The organism is Sphingomonas tagetis (genome assembly GCF_024211275.1).
In the GTDB taxonomy this organism is placed as follows: Bacteria; Pseudomonadota; Alphaproteobacteria; order Sphingomonadales; family Sphingomonadaceae; genus Sphingomonas; species Sphingomonas tagetis.
The window spans coordinates 241,141-260,648 of sequence record NZ_JAMLDX010000005.1 but is presented as its reverse complement, the minus strand read 5'-3'; the positions used below and the strand labels follow the sequence as shown (position 1 = coordinate 260,648).

General features: G+C 64.8%; 18 protein-coding genes. 11 read left to right on the top strand and 7 right to left on the bottom strand.

The window, feature by feature from the left end:
- The 4 genes from M9978_RS09300 to M9978_RS09285 all read right to left on the bottom strand — a co-directional run.
- On the bottom strand, positions 1–450 hold a 450-nt coding region (locus M9978_RS09300), incomplete at its 3' end, for an electron transfer flavoprotein subunit beta/FixA family protein (protein WP_254292743.1).
- 43 nt (positions 451–493) lie between these two features.
- Entirely contained in the window at positions 494–1,339 is an 846-nt protein-coding gene (locus M9978_RS23305; RefSeq protein WP_254292742.1) for an HTD2 family dehydratase, read from the bottom strand.
- Entirely contained in the window at positions 1,336–2,448 is a 1,113-nt protein-coding gene (locus M9978_RS09290; RefSeq protein WP_254292741.1) for a CaiB/BaiF CoA transferase family protein, read from the bottom strand. Before M9978_RS09290 ends, M9978_RS23305 begins: the two co-directional genes overlap by 4 nt.
- A gap of 5 nt (positions 2,449–2,453) precedes the next feature.
- Positions 2,454–3,614 carry an acyl-CoA dehydrogenase family protein gene (locus tag M9978_RS09285; RefSeq protein WP_254292740.1) on the bottom strand — a complete coding sequence of 387 codons (1,161 nt, stop codon included), beginning with the start codon at positions 3,612–3,614 and terminating at the stop codon, positions 2,454–2,456.
- A gap of 129 nt (positions 3,615–3,743) precedes the next feature.
- Here M9978_RS09285 and M9978_RS09280 point away from each other — a divergent pair, with 129 nt between their 5' ends.
- The gene (locus M9978_RS09280) at positions 3,744–4,688 is read left to right on the top strand and encodes a LysR family transcriptional regulator (protein ID WP_254292739.1); all 945 of its coding nucleotides are present in this window, start codon (positions 3,744–3,746) and stop codon (positions 4,686–4,688) included.
- 164 nt (positions 4,689–4,852) lie between these two features.
- Entirely contained in the window at positions 4,853–6,031 is a 1,179-nt protein-coding gene (locus tag M9978_RS09275; protein ID WP_302053890.1) for a CaiB/BaiF CoA transferase family protein, read from the top strand.
- A 163-nt stretch (positions 6,032–6,194) separates the two neighbouring features.
- Here M9978_RS09275 and M9978_RS09270 read toward each other — a convergent pair whose 3' ends face one another.
- Positions 6,195–6,980 (bottom strand): RNA polymerase sigma factor, encoded by a 786-nt coding sequence (locus tag M9978_RS09270; RefSeq protein ID WP_254292737.1) that lies wholly within the window; start codon positions 6,978–6,980, stop codon positions 6,195–6,197.
- Between the two features lie 371 nt (positions 6,981–7,351).
- Here M9978_RS09270 and M9978_RS09265 point away from each other — a divergent pair, with 371 nt between their 5' ends.
- Positions 7,352–8,002: a TetR/AcrR family transcriptional regulator gene (locus M9978_RS09265; RefSeq protein WP_254292736.1), complete on the top strand. Its 651-nt coding sequence runs from the start codon at positions 7,352–7,354 to the stop codon at positions 8,000–8,002.
- A gap of 9 nt (positions 8,003–8,011) precedes the next feature.
- Here the strand turns inward: M9978_RS09265 and M9978_RS09260 are convergent, their stop codons facing one another.
- Positions 8,012–8,290 (bottom strand): FecR/PupR family sigma factor regulator, encoded by a 279-nt coding sequence (locus M9978_RS09260; protein ID WP_254292735.1) that lies wholly within the window; start codon positions 8,288–8,290, stop codon positions 8,012–8,014.
- Between the two features lie 367 nt (positions 8,291–8,657).
- Here M9978_RS09260 and M9978_RS09255 point away from each other — a divergent pair, with 367 nt between their 5' ends.
- From M9978_RS09255 to M9978_RS09220, 8 genes are all read left to right on the top strand, one after another.
- The gene (locus tag M9978_RS09255) at positions 8,658–9,572 is read left to right on the top strand and encodes an NAD(P)-dependent oxidoreductase (protein ID WP_367305064.1); all 915 of its coding nucleotides are present in this window, start codon (positions 8,658–8,660) and stop codon (positions 9,570–9,572) included.
- Complete coding sequence (locus M9978_RS09250; RefSeq protein WP_254292733.1) at positions 9,569–9,946, top strand: carboxymuconolactone decarboxylase family protein; 378 nt, start codon at positions 9,569–9,571, stop codon at positions 9,944–9,946. Before M9978_RS09255 ends, M9978_RS09250 begins: the two co-directional genes overlap by 4 nt.
- 284 nt (positions 9,947–10,230) lie before the next feature.
- Positions 10,231–11,307: an acyl-CoA dehydrogenase family protein gene (locus tag M9978_RS09245; protein WP_254292732.1), complete on the top strand. Its 1,077-nt coding sequence runs from the start codon at positions 10,231–10,233 to the stop codon at positions 11,305–11,307.
- A gap of 68 nt (positions 11,308–11,375) precedes the next feature.
- The gene (locus tag M9978_RS09240; protein ID WP_254292731.1) at positions 11,376–12,536 is read left to right on the top strand and encodes an acyl-CoA dehydrogenase family protein; all 1,161 of its coding nucleotides are present in this window, start codon (positions 11,376–11,378) and stop codon (positions 12,534–12,536) included.
- Positions 12,537–12,667: 131 nt separating this feature from the next.
- Positions 12,668–15,013, top strand: coding sequence for a TonB-dependent receptor (locus M9978_RS09235; protein WP_254292730.1), 2,346 nt, complete (start codon positions 12,668–12,670; stop codon positions 15,011–15,013).
- A gap of 91 nt (positions 15,014–15,104) precedes the next feature.
- Positions 15,105–16,400 (top strand): MFS transporter, encoded by a 1,296-nt coding sequence (locus tag M9978_RS09230; RefSeq protein ID WP_254292729.1) that lies wholly within the window; start codon positions 15,105–15,107, stop codon positions 16,398–16,400.
- A gap of 16 nt (positions 16,401–16,416) precedes the next feature.
- Positions 16,417–17,790, top strand: coding sequence for an MFS transporter (locus M9978_RS09225; protein WP_254292728.1), 1,374 nt, complete (start codon positions 16,417–16,419; stop codon positions 17,788–17,790).
- A gap of 29 nt (positions 17,791–17,819) precedes the next feature.
- Positions 17,820–18,062 carry a reeler domain-containing protein gene (locus tag M9978_RS09220; RefSeq protein WP_254292727.1) on the top strand — a complete coding sequence of 81 codons (243 nt, stop codon included), beginning with the start codon at positions 17,820–17,822 and terminating at the stop codon, positions 18,060–18,062.
- A gap of 84 nt (positions 18,063–18,146) precedes the next feature.
- On the opposite strand, the gene M9978_RS09215 is transcribed toward M9978_RS09220, so the two are convergent.
- Positions 18,147–19,406 carry a cytochrome P450 gene (locus M9978_RS09215; RefSeq protein WP_254292726.1) on the bottom strand — a complete coding sequence of 420 codons (1,260 nt, stop codon included), beginning with the start codon at positions 19,404–19,406 and terminating at the stop codon, positions 18,147–18,149.
- Positions 19,407–19,508: the final 102 nt, after the last annotated feature.

Sequence of the window (19,508 nt, the reverse complement as noted above, 5' to 3'; positions counted from 1 at the left end):
GCCCGACACCTCGACCTTGCTCGCGAACGTGCCCTGGCCCCAGCCGAGCAATGCCGCCAGCATCTGCCCGGTCTGGTTGTTGTCGTCGTCGATCGCCTGCTTGCCCAGGATCACCAGACCCGGCTGCTCGCCTTCCGCAACCTTCGCCAGCAGCTTGGCGACGCCCAGCGGCTCGACCTTGTCCTCGGCCACAATCAGGATCGCGCGGTCGGCGCCCATCGCCAGCGCCGTGCGCAACGTCTCCTGCGCCTTCTGCTCGCCGATCGAGACCACGATGATCTCGGTCGCCACGCCCTTTTCCTTCAGGCGGATCGCTTCCTCGACCGCAATCTCGTCGAACGGGTTCATGCTCATCTTGACGTTCGCCAAGTCCACACCCGTCCCGTCCGCCTTCACCCGCGGCTTCACATTATAGTCAAGCACCCGCTTGACCGGCACCAGAACCTTCATGTTGCTTCTCCTGAAAAGGCCGATCGGCAAATGGCGGCAGGGGTCACGCCGCGAGCTCCGCCGTCGCGGTCATGCCGATCCCGGCAGGGCCGATCGCGCGCAAATCCGCCCGCTGCTCCGTCAGCGTCAGTCCCAGCTCGATCCGATCCCCCTCCAGCAGCGGCGAGGCCGCGCGAAAATGATAGGAACGGATGCGCTGGTCAGGCGCCTGCCGCACGAGATGGTCGAGCAGCAATGTGGCGATCAACGGGCCGTGGATGACCAGGCTCGGATAGCCCTCCTCGCTGCGTGCATAGTCGCGGTCATAATGGATGCGGTGGCTGTTGAAGGTGAGCGCCGAATAGCGGAACAGCATGACTGGATCGGGCGTGACCGACCGGGTGAACGGGTCCGGCTCGCCGGGGGCCGCGCCGGCGCGGGTGAAGGACGTGCCGGCGGCCGCCGCCTCGCGATAGACGATGTCCTGTTCCTCGACGATCGCCACTGCACCGCGCTCGCGCGCGATCTCGTGCTTCACCGTCACGAACAGCATATCGCCCGTCCGCCCGCTCTTCGGCGTCGCGGAAACCAGCGTCGATGTCCGTATGATCGGCACGTCGAGCGGCAGATCGCCCAGAAATTCGATCCGGCTGCCGACCCACATCCGCCGCGGCAGACCGACATTGGGCAGCAATCCCGCATCAGTTCGAACGGGATGGCCGTCTGCGCCGATCCCCGACTGGCGCTCCAACGGTGTGAAACACAGCCAGTGCCCAAGCGGGGGGACCACCCCGCTGCGCCACGGTGGCGAGTCGTGATCGAGCAATGCCGAAAGGCGCATCATCCGCCCCCGGTCGCTATAGTCGCGCGCGATCTCCTGCCGGCCAATGTGGAACGAAGGATCGGTCACGCGAACTCCTTGCGGATCGCGGCGCCGTGACTGTCGATCGCCGGCACATGGTCAGGACGATCCATGACCTGCCCACCCCTTACCGGCGACGCTGGGATGTCGACCGGCCCGGTCGGGCTGTCCACGCGGATCCGACGCAGCTGCGGATGCGCCGACAGGTCCGAAACCGTGTTCAGGCCGCCATAAGCGGTGGCCGACGCCCGCAAGCGCCGGATGACCTCGTCTCGATCAAACTGCGCAAAGACCGATGCGATACGTTGATCGAGCGATGCGCGGTTGGCGACCCGCAGCGGATTGCTCGAATAGAGCGGGTCCCGCGCGATTGCGCCGTCCCCGAGCACCGCTTCGCAAAAGCGCAGCCATTCGCGTTCGTTCTGGATCGAGATCACCACGACATGACCGTCGCGGCACGCAAATGCCCCATAAGGCGCGATCGACGGGTGGCGCAGCCCGACGCGCGACGGCGCGACCTGGGCATAGTCGAAATGGAGCAGCGGAACCGCCATCCATTCGGCCAGCGAGTCGAACAGCGAGATCGCAATGCTCTGTCCCACACCGGTTTCGCGTCGCGCGTAAAGGGCCTGCAATATGGCCGTGTAGGCGTTCATACCGCAGGCGATATCGGCCACGGAGACTCCCACCCGGCCGGGTGCCTCGGGCGCGCCGGTGATCGACGCCAGCCCGGTCTCGCACTGGATCAGCAGGTCATAGGCCTTCATGTCGCGGCACGGCCCGTCCTCGCCATAGCCGCTGATGTCACAGGTGATCAGCCGCGGATTCCGGGCGCGCAACGCGGCAGAGCCGAAGCCCGCACGCTCGGCCGCGCCGGGCGCGAGATTCTGCACGAACACATCGGCCCGTTCGAGGATCGAGGCCAGCAGCGCCGCATCGTCCGGTGCCTTGATGTCGAGGACGACCGATTCCTTGCCGTGGTTGAGCCACACGAAATAGGCGCTCTCGCCGTGCACGACCGCGTCATAGCCGCGCGCGAGATCGCCTTCGGCGCGCTCGACCTTGATCACACGGGCGCCGGCATCGGCCAGCCGCTGCGTGCACAGCGGCGCCGCGACCGCCTGCTCCAGCGAAACCACGAGAATATCTTCGAGCATGGCGGTCAGAAGCTCTTCGGCAGGTCGAGCACATGCGTCGCCACATGGCTCAGGATCAGATTCGTCGAGATCGGCGCCACCTGATAGAGGCGCGTTTCGCGGAACTTGCGTTCGACATCATATTCCTCGGCGAAGCCGAAGCCGCCATGCGTCTGAACGCACATATCGGCGGCGTACCAGCTCGCTTCCGACGCCAGCATCTTCGCCATGTTCGCTTCGGTGCCGCCATCGACGCCCTCGTCGAACAGGCGCGCCGCCTTGTCGACCATCTCCGATGCGGCGGCGAGCTGGATATAGGCGCGCGCGATCGGGAACTGGACACCCTGGTTCTGCCCGATCGGCCGGCCGAACACGCTGCGGTCGCGCGCATAGGCCGATGCGCGGTCGATGAAGAACCGGCCGTCGCCGATACACTCGGCGGCGATCAGGATGCGCTCGGCATTCATCCCCGACAGGATGTAGCGGAACCCCTTCCCCTCCTCGCCGATCAGATTCTCGGCCGGCACTTCGAGATCGTCGAAGAACAGCTCGGTCGTCGCGTGATTGAGCATGGTGCGGATCGGCCGAATCGTCAGGCCGTTGCCGACCGCCTCGCGCATGTCGACGAGCAGCACACTGATCCCGTCCGAAGGCTTGGCGCAATCCTCGCGCGGCGTCGTGCGCACCAGCAGCACCATCAGGTCGGAATGCTCGGCGCGGCTGATCCAGATCTTCTGGCCGTTGACGACATATTTGTCGCCGACGCGCCGGGCGAAAGTTCGAATACGCGTGGTGTCGGTGCCAGCGGTCGGCTCGGTCACGCCGAACGCCTGAAGCCGCAATTCCCCGGATGCGACCTTGGGCAGATAAGCCTGTTTCTGCGCTTCGGATCCATGCTTGAGCACGGTGCCCATCGTGTACATCTGGGCATGGCAGGCGCCGCCATTGCAGCCCGACCGGTGAATCTCCTCGAGCACCGCCGTCGCTGCCTGAAGACCGAGGCCCGAGCCGCCATAGGCCTCGGGGATGAGGACCGACAAGAAGCCGGCCTGGGTAAGCGCCTCGACGAACGCGCGCGGATAGGCGCGGTCGCGGTCCAGCTTTTGCCAATAGTCTCCCGGGAAATCGGCGCACAGCCGGCGGACCGCCTCGCGGATTTCGGGATAGCTCTCCTGACGGCTGCTCATGATCTTCCTTTGCTCCGACCGCTCGTGTCTTTGGCAAACGGGGCGCCATGTCAAAATCCCGATTGGCCTATCAGCTATGCTGTGTCGGCATGGCTGGCGCACGGATCGAATGCGAGCTATTCGAGCGACATGGACCTTCGCCAGCTGCTTCATTTCAAGCATATCGCGGAAAGCGGGAGCATTTCGGCGGCCAGCGCGACCCTGCATATCGCCCAGCCCGCGCTCAGCCGCCAGATGCGCGCGCTCGAGGACGAACTGGGTGCGAAGCTCTTTTTCCGTACCGGGCGCGGCGTGATGCCGACGCCGGCCGGCCAGGCGCTGCTGACCGAAGCGCGCTTCCTCCTCGGGGAAGCCGACCGGATCAACAAGCAGATCCGGCGGCTGGGCACGCGTCTGACCGGCGAGGCGACGATCGGACTTTCGCCGACCATCGGCCGGCTGCTGACCATCCCGCTCGCTCGCCGGGTCCAGTCGGACTATCCCGGGCTCAAATTGCGGATCGCGGAAGCGTTCAGCGGGACGCTGCTCGAATGGCTGCAGGCCGGGCGCATCGACGCCGCGATCCTGTATCACCGGCCGACCGGCGGCTCGGTGCAGTCGGAAATCGTCGCACATGAACCGCTGTCCGTGCTGGCGGGCGGCGAGAACATGCCCTTTCCTGCGGGCGAATCCGTCCCGATGTCGCGATTGTCGGACCAGCCGCTGATCCTGCCGACGCCGCAGCATGGTTTGCGCAAGATGATCGACGATCATGCCGCTGCACAGGGCGTCACGCTCGACCTGATGTTCGAATTCGACTCGCTCGACGCCACGATCGCGCTCGTCCGCGAGGGCTCGGCGCTGACGATCCTCCCCGAATCGGCGGTGCGGGCCGAGCTGGCCGCGGGTACGTTGCGCGCCTGGCGGATCGGCACGCCGCCGCTCGTTCGTCCGCTCATCATCGCCACCGCCACGCAGCGCGCCGACGCGATCGGCGTGCAGGAGGCCGCCGTGCTGCTGAAGGGCATCATCCAGTCCAATGCGCAGGCGCGCGGCTGGCAGGTCGCGCGGCCCGGAACGCCGCTGCCCGGATAGGCCGGACGCCCGTTGCCAGGGCCGTCGCTCAACACCAGCCGACAGATGCTTCGAAAACGGTAATATTGCGGCCCGCGAACGGAGGAATTCGCGAGCCGGCCGGTCATCATTTGCAATGAACCTCACGCGAGCGGCCGCGCCCGCGTCCATGTACGGATTGCAATATGACCCTGCCCGAACCGTCCGCAACTCCAGGACCCTGTGCCGGCATCCGTATTGTCGACATGTCCTCGATGATTGCGGGTCCGTTCTGCAGCCAGATTCTCGCAGATCTCGGCGCGGAAGTGATCCGCATCGAGGCCGCCGGCAGCGACCCGATGCGCGCCAAATACCCGGTCTACAAAGGCATGAGCGCGATGTTCGAGCAGATGAACCGCGGCAAGAAGAGCGTGTGCATCGACGTGAAGAGCGAGGAAGGCCGCCAGCTCATCCACCAGCTCGTCGCGCAAGCCGACATGTTCCTGCAGAACAGCCGCCCCGGCGTCATGGAGCGGCTCGGCCTAGGCTATGACGTTTTGAAGGCGATCAACGACAAGCTGATCTATGTATCGGTCAGCGGGTTCGGCGAGGTCGGGCCGTATGCCACCCGTCCCGCCTATGACATGATGATCCAGGGCCTGACCGGCTTCATGCCGACCCAGGGCGGCGAGGGCGACCCCGCCCCCATCCGGACGACCCTGGCCGACCGCGTTACCGCGATGTGGGCATCGCACGCCGCGCTCGCTGCGCTGCTGCACCGCGAGCGGACCGGCGAGGGGCAAAAGGTAACGGTCGACATGGCCTCGGCCTATGCCGCGTGCATCGTCGTCGACCAGATGCAGAACCACACGTTCCAGTCGGCCGAACTCGATGAAGTCGATCTGTATCTGGGTTCCTATCGCAGCCTCAAGACGGCGGATGGCGCCGCGATCGGCATGATCCTCCAGCCGGCGCAATTCAATCGCTTCGTGACCGCGCTGGGCTGCGAAGACATGCTCGGGGACGAGCGTTTTGCCGAGCCCATGTCGATCCTCCAGAACACTGACGAGCTCTACGATCGCGTGGCCAGTCGCGTCGCCGCGATGACGACGAAGCAGTTCATCGAACTGATGGACGAAGCCCAGATTCCATTCAGCAAGGTGAACACGATGGAGGAGTTCGTTGCGAGCGACGAGGCGCACCATTGCGGCGTGTTCGCGGAATTCGACGATCCCGAATGGGGCACCATCAAGCATATCAACTATCCCGCGAAATTCGGCGGGTCGCCGGCCAACGCCCGGCATCGCGCGCCGAAGCTGGGCGAGCATAATGAGGAAATCCGGCAGCTGCTCGCCAAGAGCGGGGCACGGACAGACGCTGGCTGAGCATCATCCCATTTCGCCGTGCCGCGACCTCAATGAAGCAGCGCCGGCCCCGGCATGCATTCAAATTCCGGCGGATCGAAGCCCGCACGGATCGCCTTGGATCAGGGTCGATGACCAGGAGACTTCGGGCCGGCCGGCACTGCCGGCCCGGCCACGGCGCGCCTCAAAACGCCTGCGCCACCTGCTTATGATATCCCATCGGGACGTGATCGACGAAGGACGCGCCGTCGTTCCGGCACTGCAAGGTCGGAACGGCATGCGCCCCGGACTGGGCACGCGACGGCCCGCCGACTTCATAGCCTCGGTCTGCGAGATATTTTTTGCAGCGGACCAGCCCGGTCGCGATGTGCTTCTCGACGGTGCTCACCGAGATGCCCATCTGCGCGGCGATCTCCTTGTGCGAAAGCTCTTCGATCTTGCGCAGCTGAAAGACGCGACGGCACTGCGCCGGAAGCTGCGCGATCGCCTCTTCGAGCAAATTCAGCTTGCGGTGGCTGTCGAGCCGGTCCTCGCCCGACACATCGCCGTCGTCCGCGCCGAGATCGTCAAGTTCGGCCGAGTCCCCGACAAAGGTCGTGGTCGTGTTCCACATCCGGCTGCGCTCATTGAGCGCGAGATTTTTGGCGATCCGGAACAGAAAGGCTTTGGGCATGAGAACGGTCTGCGTCTCGGCGGCCGCATAGGCCCGGATGCAAGTCTCCTGAGCAATGTCCTCGACGTCCGACTCCGTCGGAAGCATGCGGCCCAGAAAGCGCTTCAGCGCCGTTTCGTTTTCGAGAAACGCCATGATGGTCGGCGACATGCTGTTCCCCTCCAAAGCCACGTCTGTTGTTCCTTTCGCATCCCGCTTCCCGCGCATTTGTCGAAGCGCGAGGCGCCGTCGCATGCGTCGGGAGTCAGGCTCGCACCCACAATCCGTTCGCCGGCATTCGTGCGAAAGCAAGTTCACTTAAATGCCGTCCGCCCGGACTGTAACTTGAGTCGGCACTTGACGTCAAGAGCATCCGAACGAGCCGGGAATAGGGATCGGGCGTCGCACCAACGGCGTCGGCAACGATTATTCATCAGATTGATTTACAATGATAATATTAGGGCGATCCGACTGTGAAGCCGGCTTGTGCGAACTCGAACCGCGATTGTTCGGCAAATTTCAGCAGCCGTCCCATCGTGCTTCGCGCGCCGCGATCGGCGCCGAAGCCGGGGCTCCAATCTGGACAACAGGGGGGATATGCACAACAACGGCCAAGAGGTGCGGGGTCTCCGCCGCCTCCGGTTTCAACCCCAGTGGCGCGTGAACAACATGAGAGAGGGTAATCCGCCATGACCGATGTCCCACCGCCGGCGAAGCTGCGCCGCGCTCAGGCCGAGCGCACCGAAACGATGCGGCGGCGCCTGCTCGACGCTGCTGTGGCGGTGCTGAAGAGCCGGGGGCTGGCGGGCTTCAGAACGGCGGAAGTCGTGATGATGGCGGGCGTATCGAAGGGCGCCTTGCTGCATCATTTCCCGACCAAGGTGAGCTTGATCGCCGCCGCGTTCGAATGGCTGCGCGAAGGAACCGACGTCAGCGCGAGTCACTTCCGCAAGCGCGAAACGCTGGCCGAGGTCATTGCCGATCTCGTCGCCGAAAGCCGCGCCTTCTTCACCGGCGAGTCCTTTTCGGTCTCGCTGGACGTCGCGATTTCCGCTGCCCGCACGCCGGAATTACGGGACGCCATCTTCGATACGGTTCGCGGCTTTCGCCAGCGTACCGAGGCATTGTGGATCGAGCGGCTGGCGAGCTTCGGGGTTTCGCACGAGAAGGCGGCCGATGCCGTCATGCTGGTGAACGCGGCGCTTCGCGGATCGGCGGTTCGCTCCACCTGGGACGCGGACCGCTCGTTGCTGGGCCGCGTGGAACGCATCACCGCCGATATGGTCACCGATTATCTGACGCGATCGGCGGCATCGGCCGCGGCAACCGCCCGCGGCTAAAATCCGAAATCAGGGCTGAAGCGGCGCCTGCTTGGCCAGGCTTTCCGACGACGGTGTCACACGAGGTTCGATCGAGGACGAACCGCGAAGACGGTCCAGGTCCGTCCAGAGCGAGGACAACCGCTCGACCGCTTGCCGGTGCAGTTCGCTCATCCCGCACCATGCCTGGAACGCGATGCGATCACTCTCGCTTGCTTCGTCCCGATCCAGCCGCGCGACCCATGCCGCCGCCTCGGCCTCGATCCGGGCCGATTGCGGCAAGGGCAGGATATTATTCCCCTCGGCCATCAGCAGGTCCGGCCATTGCGCTGCCCGCAACGCCGATGCGCTGGTTTAACACGCACGAAGAGATCGAGTTCAGCCATTCAAATCTCTGTACCGGAGCAAACAGAACGCAAATCACGGAACAACGAAACAGTGCGACGCTAAATACCCGGCTCGGGTAAACTGACAATCGTCCGAGCCTATTTCACCACTGGCGAAGACATCCCTGCAAGTCAAATCCGCCATAAATTCAAGACGAGCATGCCATGTCTCCATTTGGTGCCGCATCCGCACATGCGCGTGGGGGATTTCGGCGATCTGGCGGTCCTATGCAGCGAAGGCGGGAGAGGCGCGATGTCGCCCCGCCGCTTTGGCATTGGCGAGCGAGGACATGGCGATGCGATTGGGCTTTGTGGGCCTCGGCAACATGGGTCAGCCCATGGCGCGGCGGTTGCTCGCCGCCGGGCACGAGCTGGTCGTGTTCGACGTCAATGAAGCAGCGGTCGAGCCGCTCGCCGCCGCAGGTGCCGCGAAAGCGGCGTCGCTCGCGGACATGGCGCGGCAGGTCGAGATCGTCTGCGTCAGCCTGCCCACCCCCGACATCGTCGAGCGCGTGCTGCTCGATAAAGACGGGCTCGGTGGCGGCAGCGCGCGCATCGTCGTCGACTTTTCGACCACCGGCCCGTCGGTCGCCCAGCGCATTGCCGCAGGCTTGCAAGAGCGCGGCATCGCGCTGGTCGATGCGCCGGTCAGCGGCGGGACGACCGGCGCCGAAGCCGGCACGCTCGCGATCATGATTTCCGGCGACGAAACCGCTTACCGCGAAGTCCGGCCCGCGCTCGAGGCGACCGGCAAGAACATCTTCTACCTCGGCAGCCAGCCTGGCGCGGCGCATCTGATGAAGCTCATCAACAACACGATCATGGCTACCACCACCATGGCTTCGTTCGAAGGCCTGGTGCTCGGCGCCAAGGCGGGCCTCGACGCGCAGACGATGCTCGATGTCATCAAGGTGTCGAGCGGCCAGTCCTTCGCGATCTCGAACAAGATCCAGCAATGCGTGGTCGACCGCAGCTTTCCGCATCGCTTCGCCACCGCGCTGCTCGACAAGGATGTCCGCCTCTGCCTTGCCGAGGGTGAACGGCTCGGCGTGACGATGCCGGTATGTCAGCAGGCGCGCCAATTCATCAAATTCGGCCTGACACAAGGCTATGCCGACCTCGATTTCGGCCATCTCATCAAGATTCTCGAAGGGTGGGCCGGCGCGCAGTTCGGCACCGAACAGCAACAGGAGCAGACCACATGACCAGCCATGTCGAAAAAGGCCGCGCGATCCAGCAAAAGACGCTGGGCGACGATTATTGGGACCGCCGCACCGCCAGCACGAACGATTTCAATCGGGCGTTCCGCGACATGACCGACGAGATGTGCTTCAACCGGGCCTGGGCCGACGGCCCGCTCGAGCCGAAATATTGCAGCCTGCTCGTCACCTCGCTGCTGGCCTGCATGGGCCGCGTGCCCGAACTGAAGACGCATCTGGCCGGCGCGGTGAACAATGGCTGTTCGGCCGACGAGATCCGTCAGGCGATGACGATCGTCGGTGCCTATGCCGGCATTCCAGCCGGCGTCGAGGGAATCCGCTCGGCCGAGGGCGTGCTCAAGGAGCGCGGACTCATCTAAGACGGCATACTGTCGATTTGCACTCGATCTGCCGGGTCCGCGCCAATTGGCGCGGACCCTTTTGCTTTGCGTCCGATCCTGAAGATCCGACCGAAAATCGGCGCCGATTACTTGCCGCTGCGTCATAGTGGAGGTTTTTGTTCGACCGCTGGTCTTGAACAGCGAGGTCACTGATCAGTCGAACGGCCGCGCCCGCAGCGGGCCGTCAGGATCGTGAACGAACGACACCGCCAGCGGGCGGAGCCTGCCGTAGAGGCGGCAAGATCACGGAAAGAGTGGCTTTCATGATTTCATATGAACTGACCGAAGAGCAGCAGATCGTCCAGTCGACGATGGCGGAGTTCGCACGCGAGGAACTGTTCCCGCAGACACGGCGGCTGGACGACGACGCCGCGATCGATACTGAGCTGCTCGCCAAATTATGGTCGACCGGGATCGTCCAGATGCAGGCGGAAGCCGAGGGCCGCTCGCCGGTCACCAACGCGATCGCGCTCGAGGAACTGGGTGCCGCCGACGCGACTCTGGCGCTGGCGATTGCGTCGACGCTCGGCTTTGTCGGTGCGATCGCCGATCAGGGATCGGCGCGCCAGCGCGAGGAACTGCTCCCGGCATTTGCCGGTGACGCGTTCCAGGCCGCGGCGGTGGCGGTGCTGGAGCCCAGTTTCGGGTTCGACGTCTCGCGGCTGTCGGCCAAGGCGAGCCGCGACGGCGACAACTATATCCTCAACGGCCGCAAGGCGATGGTGCCGATGGCGAGCCAATGCAGCCACTTCCTCGTGATCGCCGAGAGCGACGGCGTAGCAGATGCGCTGATCGTGCCGCGCGATACGCCCGGCGTTTCGATCGCCGAGCCGAAGGGCACGCTGGGCCTGCGCGCGCTGGAACTGGCGGAGGTGACGTTCGAGAATGTCACGGTGCCCGCCGCCATGCGCCTCGGCGAGGACAAGGGCGCTGATGTCCAGCAGATCATCGACGGGGCGCGTATCGCGCTCGCCGCGATCATGACGGGGCTCGGGCGCGGCATCCGCGACTATGTCATCCCCTACGTCAAGGACCGGATCGTGCACGGCACGCCGCTCGCCAAGAAGCAGTTCATCGCCTTCACCATCGCCGACATCCACATGGACGTCGAGGCCATGCGCTGGATGACGTGGAAGGCGGCCTGGGCGCTGGAGGAACGCCAGCCGGTCACGCAACAGGCGCAGCTCGCTTTCACCTATGCCGGCCAGCAGATCATCTTCATCGCCGATCACGGCCTGCAGATGCTCGGCGGCCATGGCTTCACCAAGGGGCACCCGGTCGAGCTCTGGTATCGCAACGCGCGCGCGATTTCCGTGCTGGAAGGCGCCGCCGGTGTCTGACCCGAACCGCCTGCCGGCGACCGGCAGCGCCATCCCCGCATTCCCGCCGTACATTGGGAGACAGAATCGTGGTTGATTTCAGCCTGACCGAAGGCGACCTCAAGTTGATGGAAGTGATGCGCGCGGAACGCCTGCGCGCACGGACGATCGCCCGCGAGATCGACCGCATTCCCGAAAGCCAGCCGCTGACCGACGGCGATCATCCGATCGTCGCCGGCACGATCGCGCCCTATGCCGCGCTCGCGCAGGAAAAGGCACCGATCAGCGGCCTCGCGGTCACCGAATGCCTGATGCAGACGGTCGGCGCGCCCGAGTTCAACACGCGCCCGGCGCCCTCCCCTTCCGGCACATGGATCGTCAACGAGCTCGGGAGCGAGGAGCAGAAAAAGGCCTATGGCCATCTCTGGCTCGTCTTCGGCGTCAGCGAGCCGATCGCCGGATCCGATCCGTCGGCGATGATCTCCACCGCCAAATATGATCCGGAGACCGACGAATATGTCCTGAACGGCGAGAAGACGTTCATCTCCAATATCGATCTCGGCGATGGCGTGGTGGTGATCGTCAAGGGCGAACCGGACGCGGACGGCAAGCGCCCCTTCTACAATGTCGTGCTGTTGAAGGGGACGCCGGGCTTCGAAATCGGGCAGCCCTGGCGCAAGCTCGGGACGCGCTACCATAATCTTGGCAGCTTCTCGATGGTGGACGTGCGCGTGCCAGCGATGAACGTGCTCGGCAACGGCTTCGTCAACATCCAGACCCGCCTCAACGTCAACCGCCCGGTGCAGTCCGCGCTGGGACTGGGCATGTGCCGCTCGATCCTCGACTTCACGCACGGCAAGCTCGCCGAAGCTGGCGACGAAGTCGACTATGCCAAGGGTCGGTCCTCGCGCAGCTTCGCCGAGGACAAGCTGATACGCATGGAGGCGCTGTGGGAAGCGACGTGGGGCGTGATCATGCAGTGCAAATGGCTGGAGCAGCAGCTCGGCCAATTGTCGAAGGGTTTCCAGACTCAGGTCGCCATGGCCAAGACCATGTCCGGCAAGGCCACGCGCCAGATCACGCAGGGCTGTCTCGAACTGCTCGGCGCGGAGGGTATTTCGGAAGAATATCTGGCCGAGAAATACTTCCGCGATGCGCGGATCATCGACATTTACGAGGGACCGGGTGAGATCCATCGCCTCGCGATCGCCCGCAAGCTGCTGGGCTATCGCAAGGGCGAGCTCGACTAGCGCGCATGCCGCCGCCGGCCTGCGGAGGGGCGGGCCGGCGGCCTTGTCATGTCGTCCGCCAGACAGACCCAATCACCGAGAGCCAACGTCTTCGAACATAGGACAAGCACAATATTACGGGGGGAGAAGCGATGAAGAAGATGAGTTGCGTTACCGCGGTCGTGGTCGGCACAATGGCGCAAACTGCATTCGCACAGCCCTCCCCTTCCCCCCAGACGCCGGCCGCCCCGCCGGCACCGCAGGCCGACGAAACCACGCCGGCCGAGGCGGGCCTGGAAGAGATCGTCGTCACCGCGCAACGGCGCAGCGAGCGGCTTCAGGACGTGCCGATCGCGATCAGCGCGATCACCGCTGAATCGCTCGCGCGGCAGGGCGCGTCCAAGCTGACGGATATCGGCAATGTCGTTCCCGGCCTCGTCTTCACCCGCACCAGCTCGGCTGTGCAGGTTTATCTGCGCGGCATCGGCACGTCCTCGACCACGACCGGCAATGATCCGACGATCGCGACCTATATCGATGGCGTTTACAATGCTTCGGCCAATTCGATGCTGTTCTCGCTCAACAATATCGAACGCGTCGAGGTGCTCAAGGGACCGCAAGGCACGCTGTTCGGGCGCAACGCCACCGGTGGCCTCATCCACGTCATCACGAGCGACCCGGGCGCTGGCACGACGGCCAAGGCCAGCATCGGCTACGGTAACTACCAGACCGTCACCGGCGCGCTCTATGCCAGCACCGGCAACGACGTCATCGCCGGCGACGTCTCGCTGTCCTACACGAACCAGCACAAGGGCTGGGGCAGGAACTTCTTCGACCCGCAAAGCGCGGGCACGGTCCGCGTCAACGGGCAAGTGGTCACCCTGCCCGACTTCGACCGCCGCGCCGGCGCGCTCAACGAGTTCGGCGCGCGGTCGAAGATCGTCATCACGCCGGACGACCGGACGACGATCAAGCTGAGCGGCATGTATTCGCGCCTGCGCACCGATCAGGGCCTGTACCGTCACGGCCTGCCCGGCGCCATCCTGTCCGGCGACGGCGTGACCCCCTATGTCTATCGCGGTGGGTTCTACGACTATGATTCCGACGCGCCCTGGATCGGACGGAACGAGAATTACCTGTTCTCCGGCGAGATCGCCTATCGGGCGGGCTTCGCGACGCTGAAGTCGATCACGTCCTATCAGGACATTTCGGCCTATGTCTTCCTCACCTCCGACAGCACGCCTCAGGTCAATGCCGCCCAGTCGAGCAGCAACACCGCCACACGCGCCTTCACCCAGGAATTGCAGCTGCTGTCGAACGGCGAGAGCGGACCCGACTGGCTCGAATATACCGCCGGCCTCTACTACATCCACATCAACGCCACGAACGAAGCCAACCGCACGACCCGGGGCTATTTCCTGCAGGATCTGAACGATCGCTTCGCGTCGCAGCGGACCAACGCGCTGTCCGCTTACGGTCAGGCGACCGTGAAGGTCACGCCGACCACCCGCGTGACGATCGGGCTACGCTATTCGCAGGACCGGTTGCGGGCGCAGCAATATTTCGTCGGGCTCGACACGACGACGGTGCCGCTGCCCGCCCTGTCGAACCGCGCAGGACAAATCTCCGGCCTGGTCGAGCCGCAGACCGAGACCTTCCGCAAGCTGACCTGGCGGTTCGCGATCGACCAGCGCCTCGCGCCGGACGTCATGGCCTATGCCAGCGTCAATCGCGGCTTCAAGGCGGGCCAGTTCAACGTCGGCGCGATGTGCACGATAACCCCGGTCGGCACCCCATGCCCGGCCGCGAACATCGCGCCTGCGGTCAAGCCGGAAGTGCTCGACTCATACGAGGCCGGCCTCAAGTCGGAGCTGTTCGACCGCAAGCTCCGCCTCAACCTGTCCACCTTCTATTACAGCTACCAGAATTTGCAGGTGTCCGCGCTGGTCGGCAGCCCGTCGGTCACGCTGCTCACCAACGCCGCGCGCGCGCGCATCTATGGCGGCGAGATCGAAGCGATCGCGGCACTGACCCGCAACTTCACCCTCAACGCCAATATCGGCGTGCTCAATTCGCGCTACAGCGCGTTCCCCGGCGCCATCGTCCTCGTGCCGCGCACCGCCGCGCCGTACAACAGCGCCTCCTCTGCGATCGACGCCTCGGGCAAACAGCTCGTCCGCGCGCCCGGCTTCACCTCGACCCTCGGCGTCAACTGGGCGATCCCGACCGCCATCGGCGAGTTCAACTGGAACGCGTCCTGGTTCCACAATGGCGGCTTCTACTGGGACGCCGCCAACCGGGTCCGGCAGCCCGCTTACGATCTGGTGAACACCGAACTCGCCCTCAAGCTTCCCGGCGACCACTGGAAGCTGCGCCTCTGGTCCAAGAACCTGCTCGGCAAGCAATATTATTCCAACATCTCGGTCGCTTCGAGCGGCGATCAGGGATCGCCGGCGGCGCCGCGCACCTTCGGCGCGGCCGTAGACTGGACCTTCTGATGCCGGGCCGGCGCTCGCCCACTCGCGGCGCCCGGCGCCCGGTCAGCGAGCGCATGGCGGCCGTCGCCAGCGGCCGCACGGAGACGCGATCTTGACAGAAACCGACGCAGAAGCGCGACAACGCAATCGCAAGGTGCGGGCCGCCACCATCGTCGGATCGATGCTGGAATGGTATGATTTCTACCTCTACGCCACCATGGCCTCGATCGTTTTCGGCAAGGTCTTTTTCGACAACAGCGATCCGGAGGCGGCGGCGCTCGCGGCCTTCTCGACCTTCGCCATCGGCTTCGTCGCGCGGCCCCTCGGCGGCATCTTCTTCGGCTATTTCGGCGACCGCTTCGGCCGCAAGAAGATGCTGGTCGTCACCTTCACCTTGATGGGCGTGTGCACCGCGGCGATCGGGCTGATCCCGTCCTATGCGGCGATCGGCTTCTGGGCGCCGGTGCTGCTCGTCTCGCTGCGGATCGTCCAGGGGCTGGGCGCAGGCGCCGAACTGGCCGCCGCCGCGGTGACGGCCTATGAGCATGCCTCGCACGACCGGCGCGGGCGGCAGGGCGCATGGCCGGCGCTCGGACTCAATCTCGGCCTGCTGCTGTCCTCGCTGACCGTATATCTGCTTGCGATGGGCGGCGACGATTTTCTCCTCGACGGCGGCTGGCGCATCCCGTTCGTGCTGAGCTTCGCGCTCGTGTTCCTGGGGCTGTGGGTGCGCAGCAGCCTGCCCGAGACGCCCGAATATCGCCAATTCGAACGCGGACAGGCAAAGACCGCGCCGATCAGGACGCTGCTTACCTCGAATGCAAAGGGGCTGCTGGTCGTGTTCTTCGTCGCGATCGGCTACAACGCGCTGAGCTACATCTTCAAAACCTTCTCGCTGGCCTATCTCACCCAGTTCAAGTCGGTCCCTGCCAGCACCACGGCCTTTGCCGTCACGCTTGCGAGCCTGGTGGCGATCTTCGTCATCCCCGTCTTCGGCTGGCTCTGCGACCGGTTCAGCAGCCGCGCGATCCTGGCCATAGGCGGCGGCGCGGCAACGCTTTTCGCCTATCCGTTCACGGCGTTGCTGGCGACGGCCCAAACCGGGATGGTCGCGCTTGCCATCGTGATCGCCACCGGATTGATTGCGCCGATGATGTTCGCGCCGCAGGGCTCCTTTCTGAGCCGTCAGTTCGCCGTCGAATCCCGCTCGACCGGCGTTGGCTCGGCACGGGAGATCGGCGGCGCGATCGCAGGCGGTCTCGCGCCGCTCGGCGCGCTCGCGATCGTGGCGCGGTCCCCGGATCACTCGGCGCTTGGCGTCGTGCCGATCCTCGTGGTCAGCGGTCTTATCGTCACCGTCGCCGCGCTCTGCGATCAGGGCTGGCGGTTCGGGAGTAGCAAGAATTGATGAACACCCGAACGGCATGGCCCGGCCATCCTTCGCCCTGCTCGCGCAAAAGGACCGCCTGATGCCCGACGTCTCCGCCGCATCGCCACGGCCGGTCGCCGCTGTGCCAGCCTGGTATGCGGTCTGCCTGTTCGTGACGATGTTCGGCCTGTCGTTCATCGACCGGCTGATCCTGTCGCTGCTGGCGCCGGCGATCACCGTGGAACTGGGCATCTCAGACACCCAGATCGGGCTGTTGTTCGGCCTCGGCTTCGGCGTGGTCTATGCGTTGATGGGTCTGCCACTCGCCCATCTCATCGACAAGCACCGCAGGATCCCGCTCGTCGCGGCCGGTGTCGCGCTGTGGAGCCTGTGCACGGTCGCATCGGGCTTTGCGCCGAATTTCTTCTGGCTCGTCATTCTGCGGTCGGGAGTCGCCATCGGCGAAGCGGTGCTGTCACCAGCCGTCATCTCGCTGATCGCCGACATGTTCCCCCGCGAAAAGCGCGTGCTGCCGACCACGATCTACACCGCCGCGGGCGCCATGATGTACACTGGCGCGCTCGTCTTTGGCGGCGCCGCGCTTCAGCTCGCGACGGCGATGTCGGCGACGTTCGCGCTGGAGCCATGGCAGCTCACGCTCATTCTCGTCGGCCTGCCGGGACTATTTTTGGCGCCGCTGCTGTTCCTGACCGTTGCGGAGCCGGACCGTGTCGGCGACGCGAAGACCGAACAATTCGCCACCGTCGCGCAGGCGCTCGCCTATTTCCGGCGCGAGCGGAGGCTCTATGTCGGGTTCTTCATCGGCGTTTCCGCGATATCCATGTGCAATACCGCCAAGATCGCCTGGACCCCGACGCTGCTGATCCGCGGCCATGGCATGGACGCCGCACTGGCCGCCTATGCGTTCGGAACCGTCGGACTGGCCTCGAGCTTCCTCGGAGTGCTGACCTGGCCCACCATCGTCAGGCTGTGGACCGGGCGAGGCCGCAGGGACGCGCTGGTTGCCGTGTTTGCGGGCGCCGTGACGGTCAGCTGGGTCTGCTTCGGCCTGATCGGGCTGGTCAGTTCCCCGGCGCTGTTGTTCGTCGCGCTCGGTATCGGCACCTTCTTCTCGGCCGCCCTGCCCGTGCTGGCGCCGCTGCTGATCCAGCTGGTGACGCCCGGCCGCATCCGGGCGCGCGCCATGGCGCTTTATCTCACAGCCGTCGGTCTGGTCGGCCTCGGCCTCGGCCCGCCACTGGCGGCGTTCATCGGCGAGCGCTTTTTCGAAGGACCGTTCGCGATCGGCCTGGGGATGGCTGGCCTTGTGCTGGTCATGGGACCGGTCGCCAGCGTCGCCATCTGGTCGATCCGCAAGCCGTACCGCCTGGCGCTCGATCAGGCGGACGAACGCGAAAATGCTGCCTAGTTTACCGGAGACAGAAGAAAGGACGTTCAATGCAGGGCATGGATGGCAATAGTTGCCCGTTCGAATTCAATTTCGACCCGGCGACATTCAAGGTCGGCGACACGGTCAGCTATCGTGTGACCGGCGGTCTGGAGGGGTTTCCCTTCATGGGCGTGCTGCTCGAGGTCCATGACGATCATGTCGTGCTGACCTCCGACCCGAACGATCCGAACAGCCGCATGCGCGCGACGCGCGAAAGCCGGCCGGTCGTGGACGAGGCGGACATCTGCTGAAGAAAGAAAGGGCGGCTGGTCTCGCGACCGCCGCCCTCGGACTTTCAATGGAAGTTGTGGGGGGCTTGCCGCCCTCTCATTCGGTTATTTGGTGATTGCGTCCTTGTCCCAGACGACCGGCACGTGCCGCGCGGCGATCTGGCCGGGATAGACCGTCAGGTCTGCGCCCGGCTTGACCGTGAACGGCGGAATACGGCGCAGGAACTCGGCGATGCCCATCCGCATTTCGCGCCGTGCGAGATGCTGGCCAAGGCAAAGATGCGCGCCGCTGCCAAAGCTGAAATGCCGGTTCGGCTGGCGCGCCAGGATCGTTTCGCGCGGATTCTTGAACACGTCCGGATCGAAGTTGCCGGCCATCGCGTAACACATCACGAAATCGCCGGCCTTGATCTTCACGCCGCGGATCTCGTGATCCTTCACCGCCATGCGGCTGGCGTTTACGATCGGGAAGAGCCGCATGAACTCATCGACTGCGCCGGGGATGAGCTTGGGATTTTCGCGCAGTTTCTGCTGCAGCTCGGTGTCCAGCGCCAGCCGGCGGAAGATCAGCCCGGTCGTGCCCGACACGGTGTCGAGCCCGGCGAGGAACAGCATGAACAACATGCCGATGATCTCGTCGTCGTTCAGCGGCCGCCCGTCGATCTCGCCATGGACGATCGCGCTCGCCAGCTTGTCGTTCGGCTCGGCGCGCACCTCCTCGATAAAGCTGCGCAGATAGTCGATCGCATGGCGCGAACCCCAGCGGACGCTCTCGATGTCGCGCTTGTCGGCGAGGATCGCATATTCCCAGGCGAGGAAGTCCTCGACCCGGTCTTCCGGGAACCCCATCAGGTTGAGGAAGACGAGCACCGGAAACGGCCGGCAAAAGTCGTGCGATACGTCGCATTCGCCCTTGTCGATGAAGCCGTCGATCAGTCCGTTGATGACGCGCCCGATCTGATCGTCCTGCGCGTTGATGATCTTGGGCGTGAACCACGGGCTCAGGAACTTGCGGTAGGGGCCGTGGACCGGCGCATCGACGGATTGCGGCAGGATCTTGAACGTCTCGCCGATCGTGCCCTGGAAATTCGACGCGTCCTGAGCCGAGAAGATCGAATCGTCCTGATAGACTTTGGCGATGTCGTCATAATGCGTCACGACCCAGGTGCCGTCATACCGCCCGGGCGAAGGCCGCGGCCAATAGAAGATCGGCGGCAGCTCCTCATAGACGTCCTTGGTGACGATGAACGGGTCGAACAGCGTGTTCGGCTCTTCGTAACGAGGCTCGAACACCAGCTCGGCCGGCACATGGTCGGGGATCACCCGCTTGCCGCTCGTGCCGGGAACCTCTGCCGCCGATGCCATAATCAATCCTCCAAATTGCGTGCTGACGCGGTCGTTGCGGCCTGCTCCGATGAGGCGGCCGGTGCGCCACAGTCCTGTCGCGCTTGCAGTCTAGGACATGCG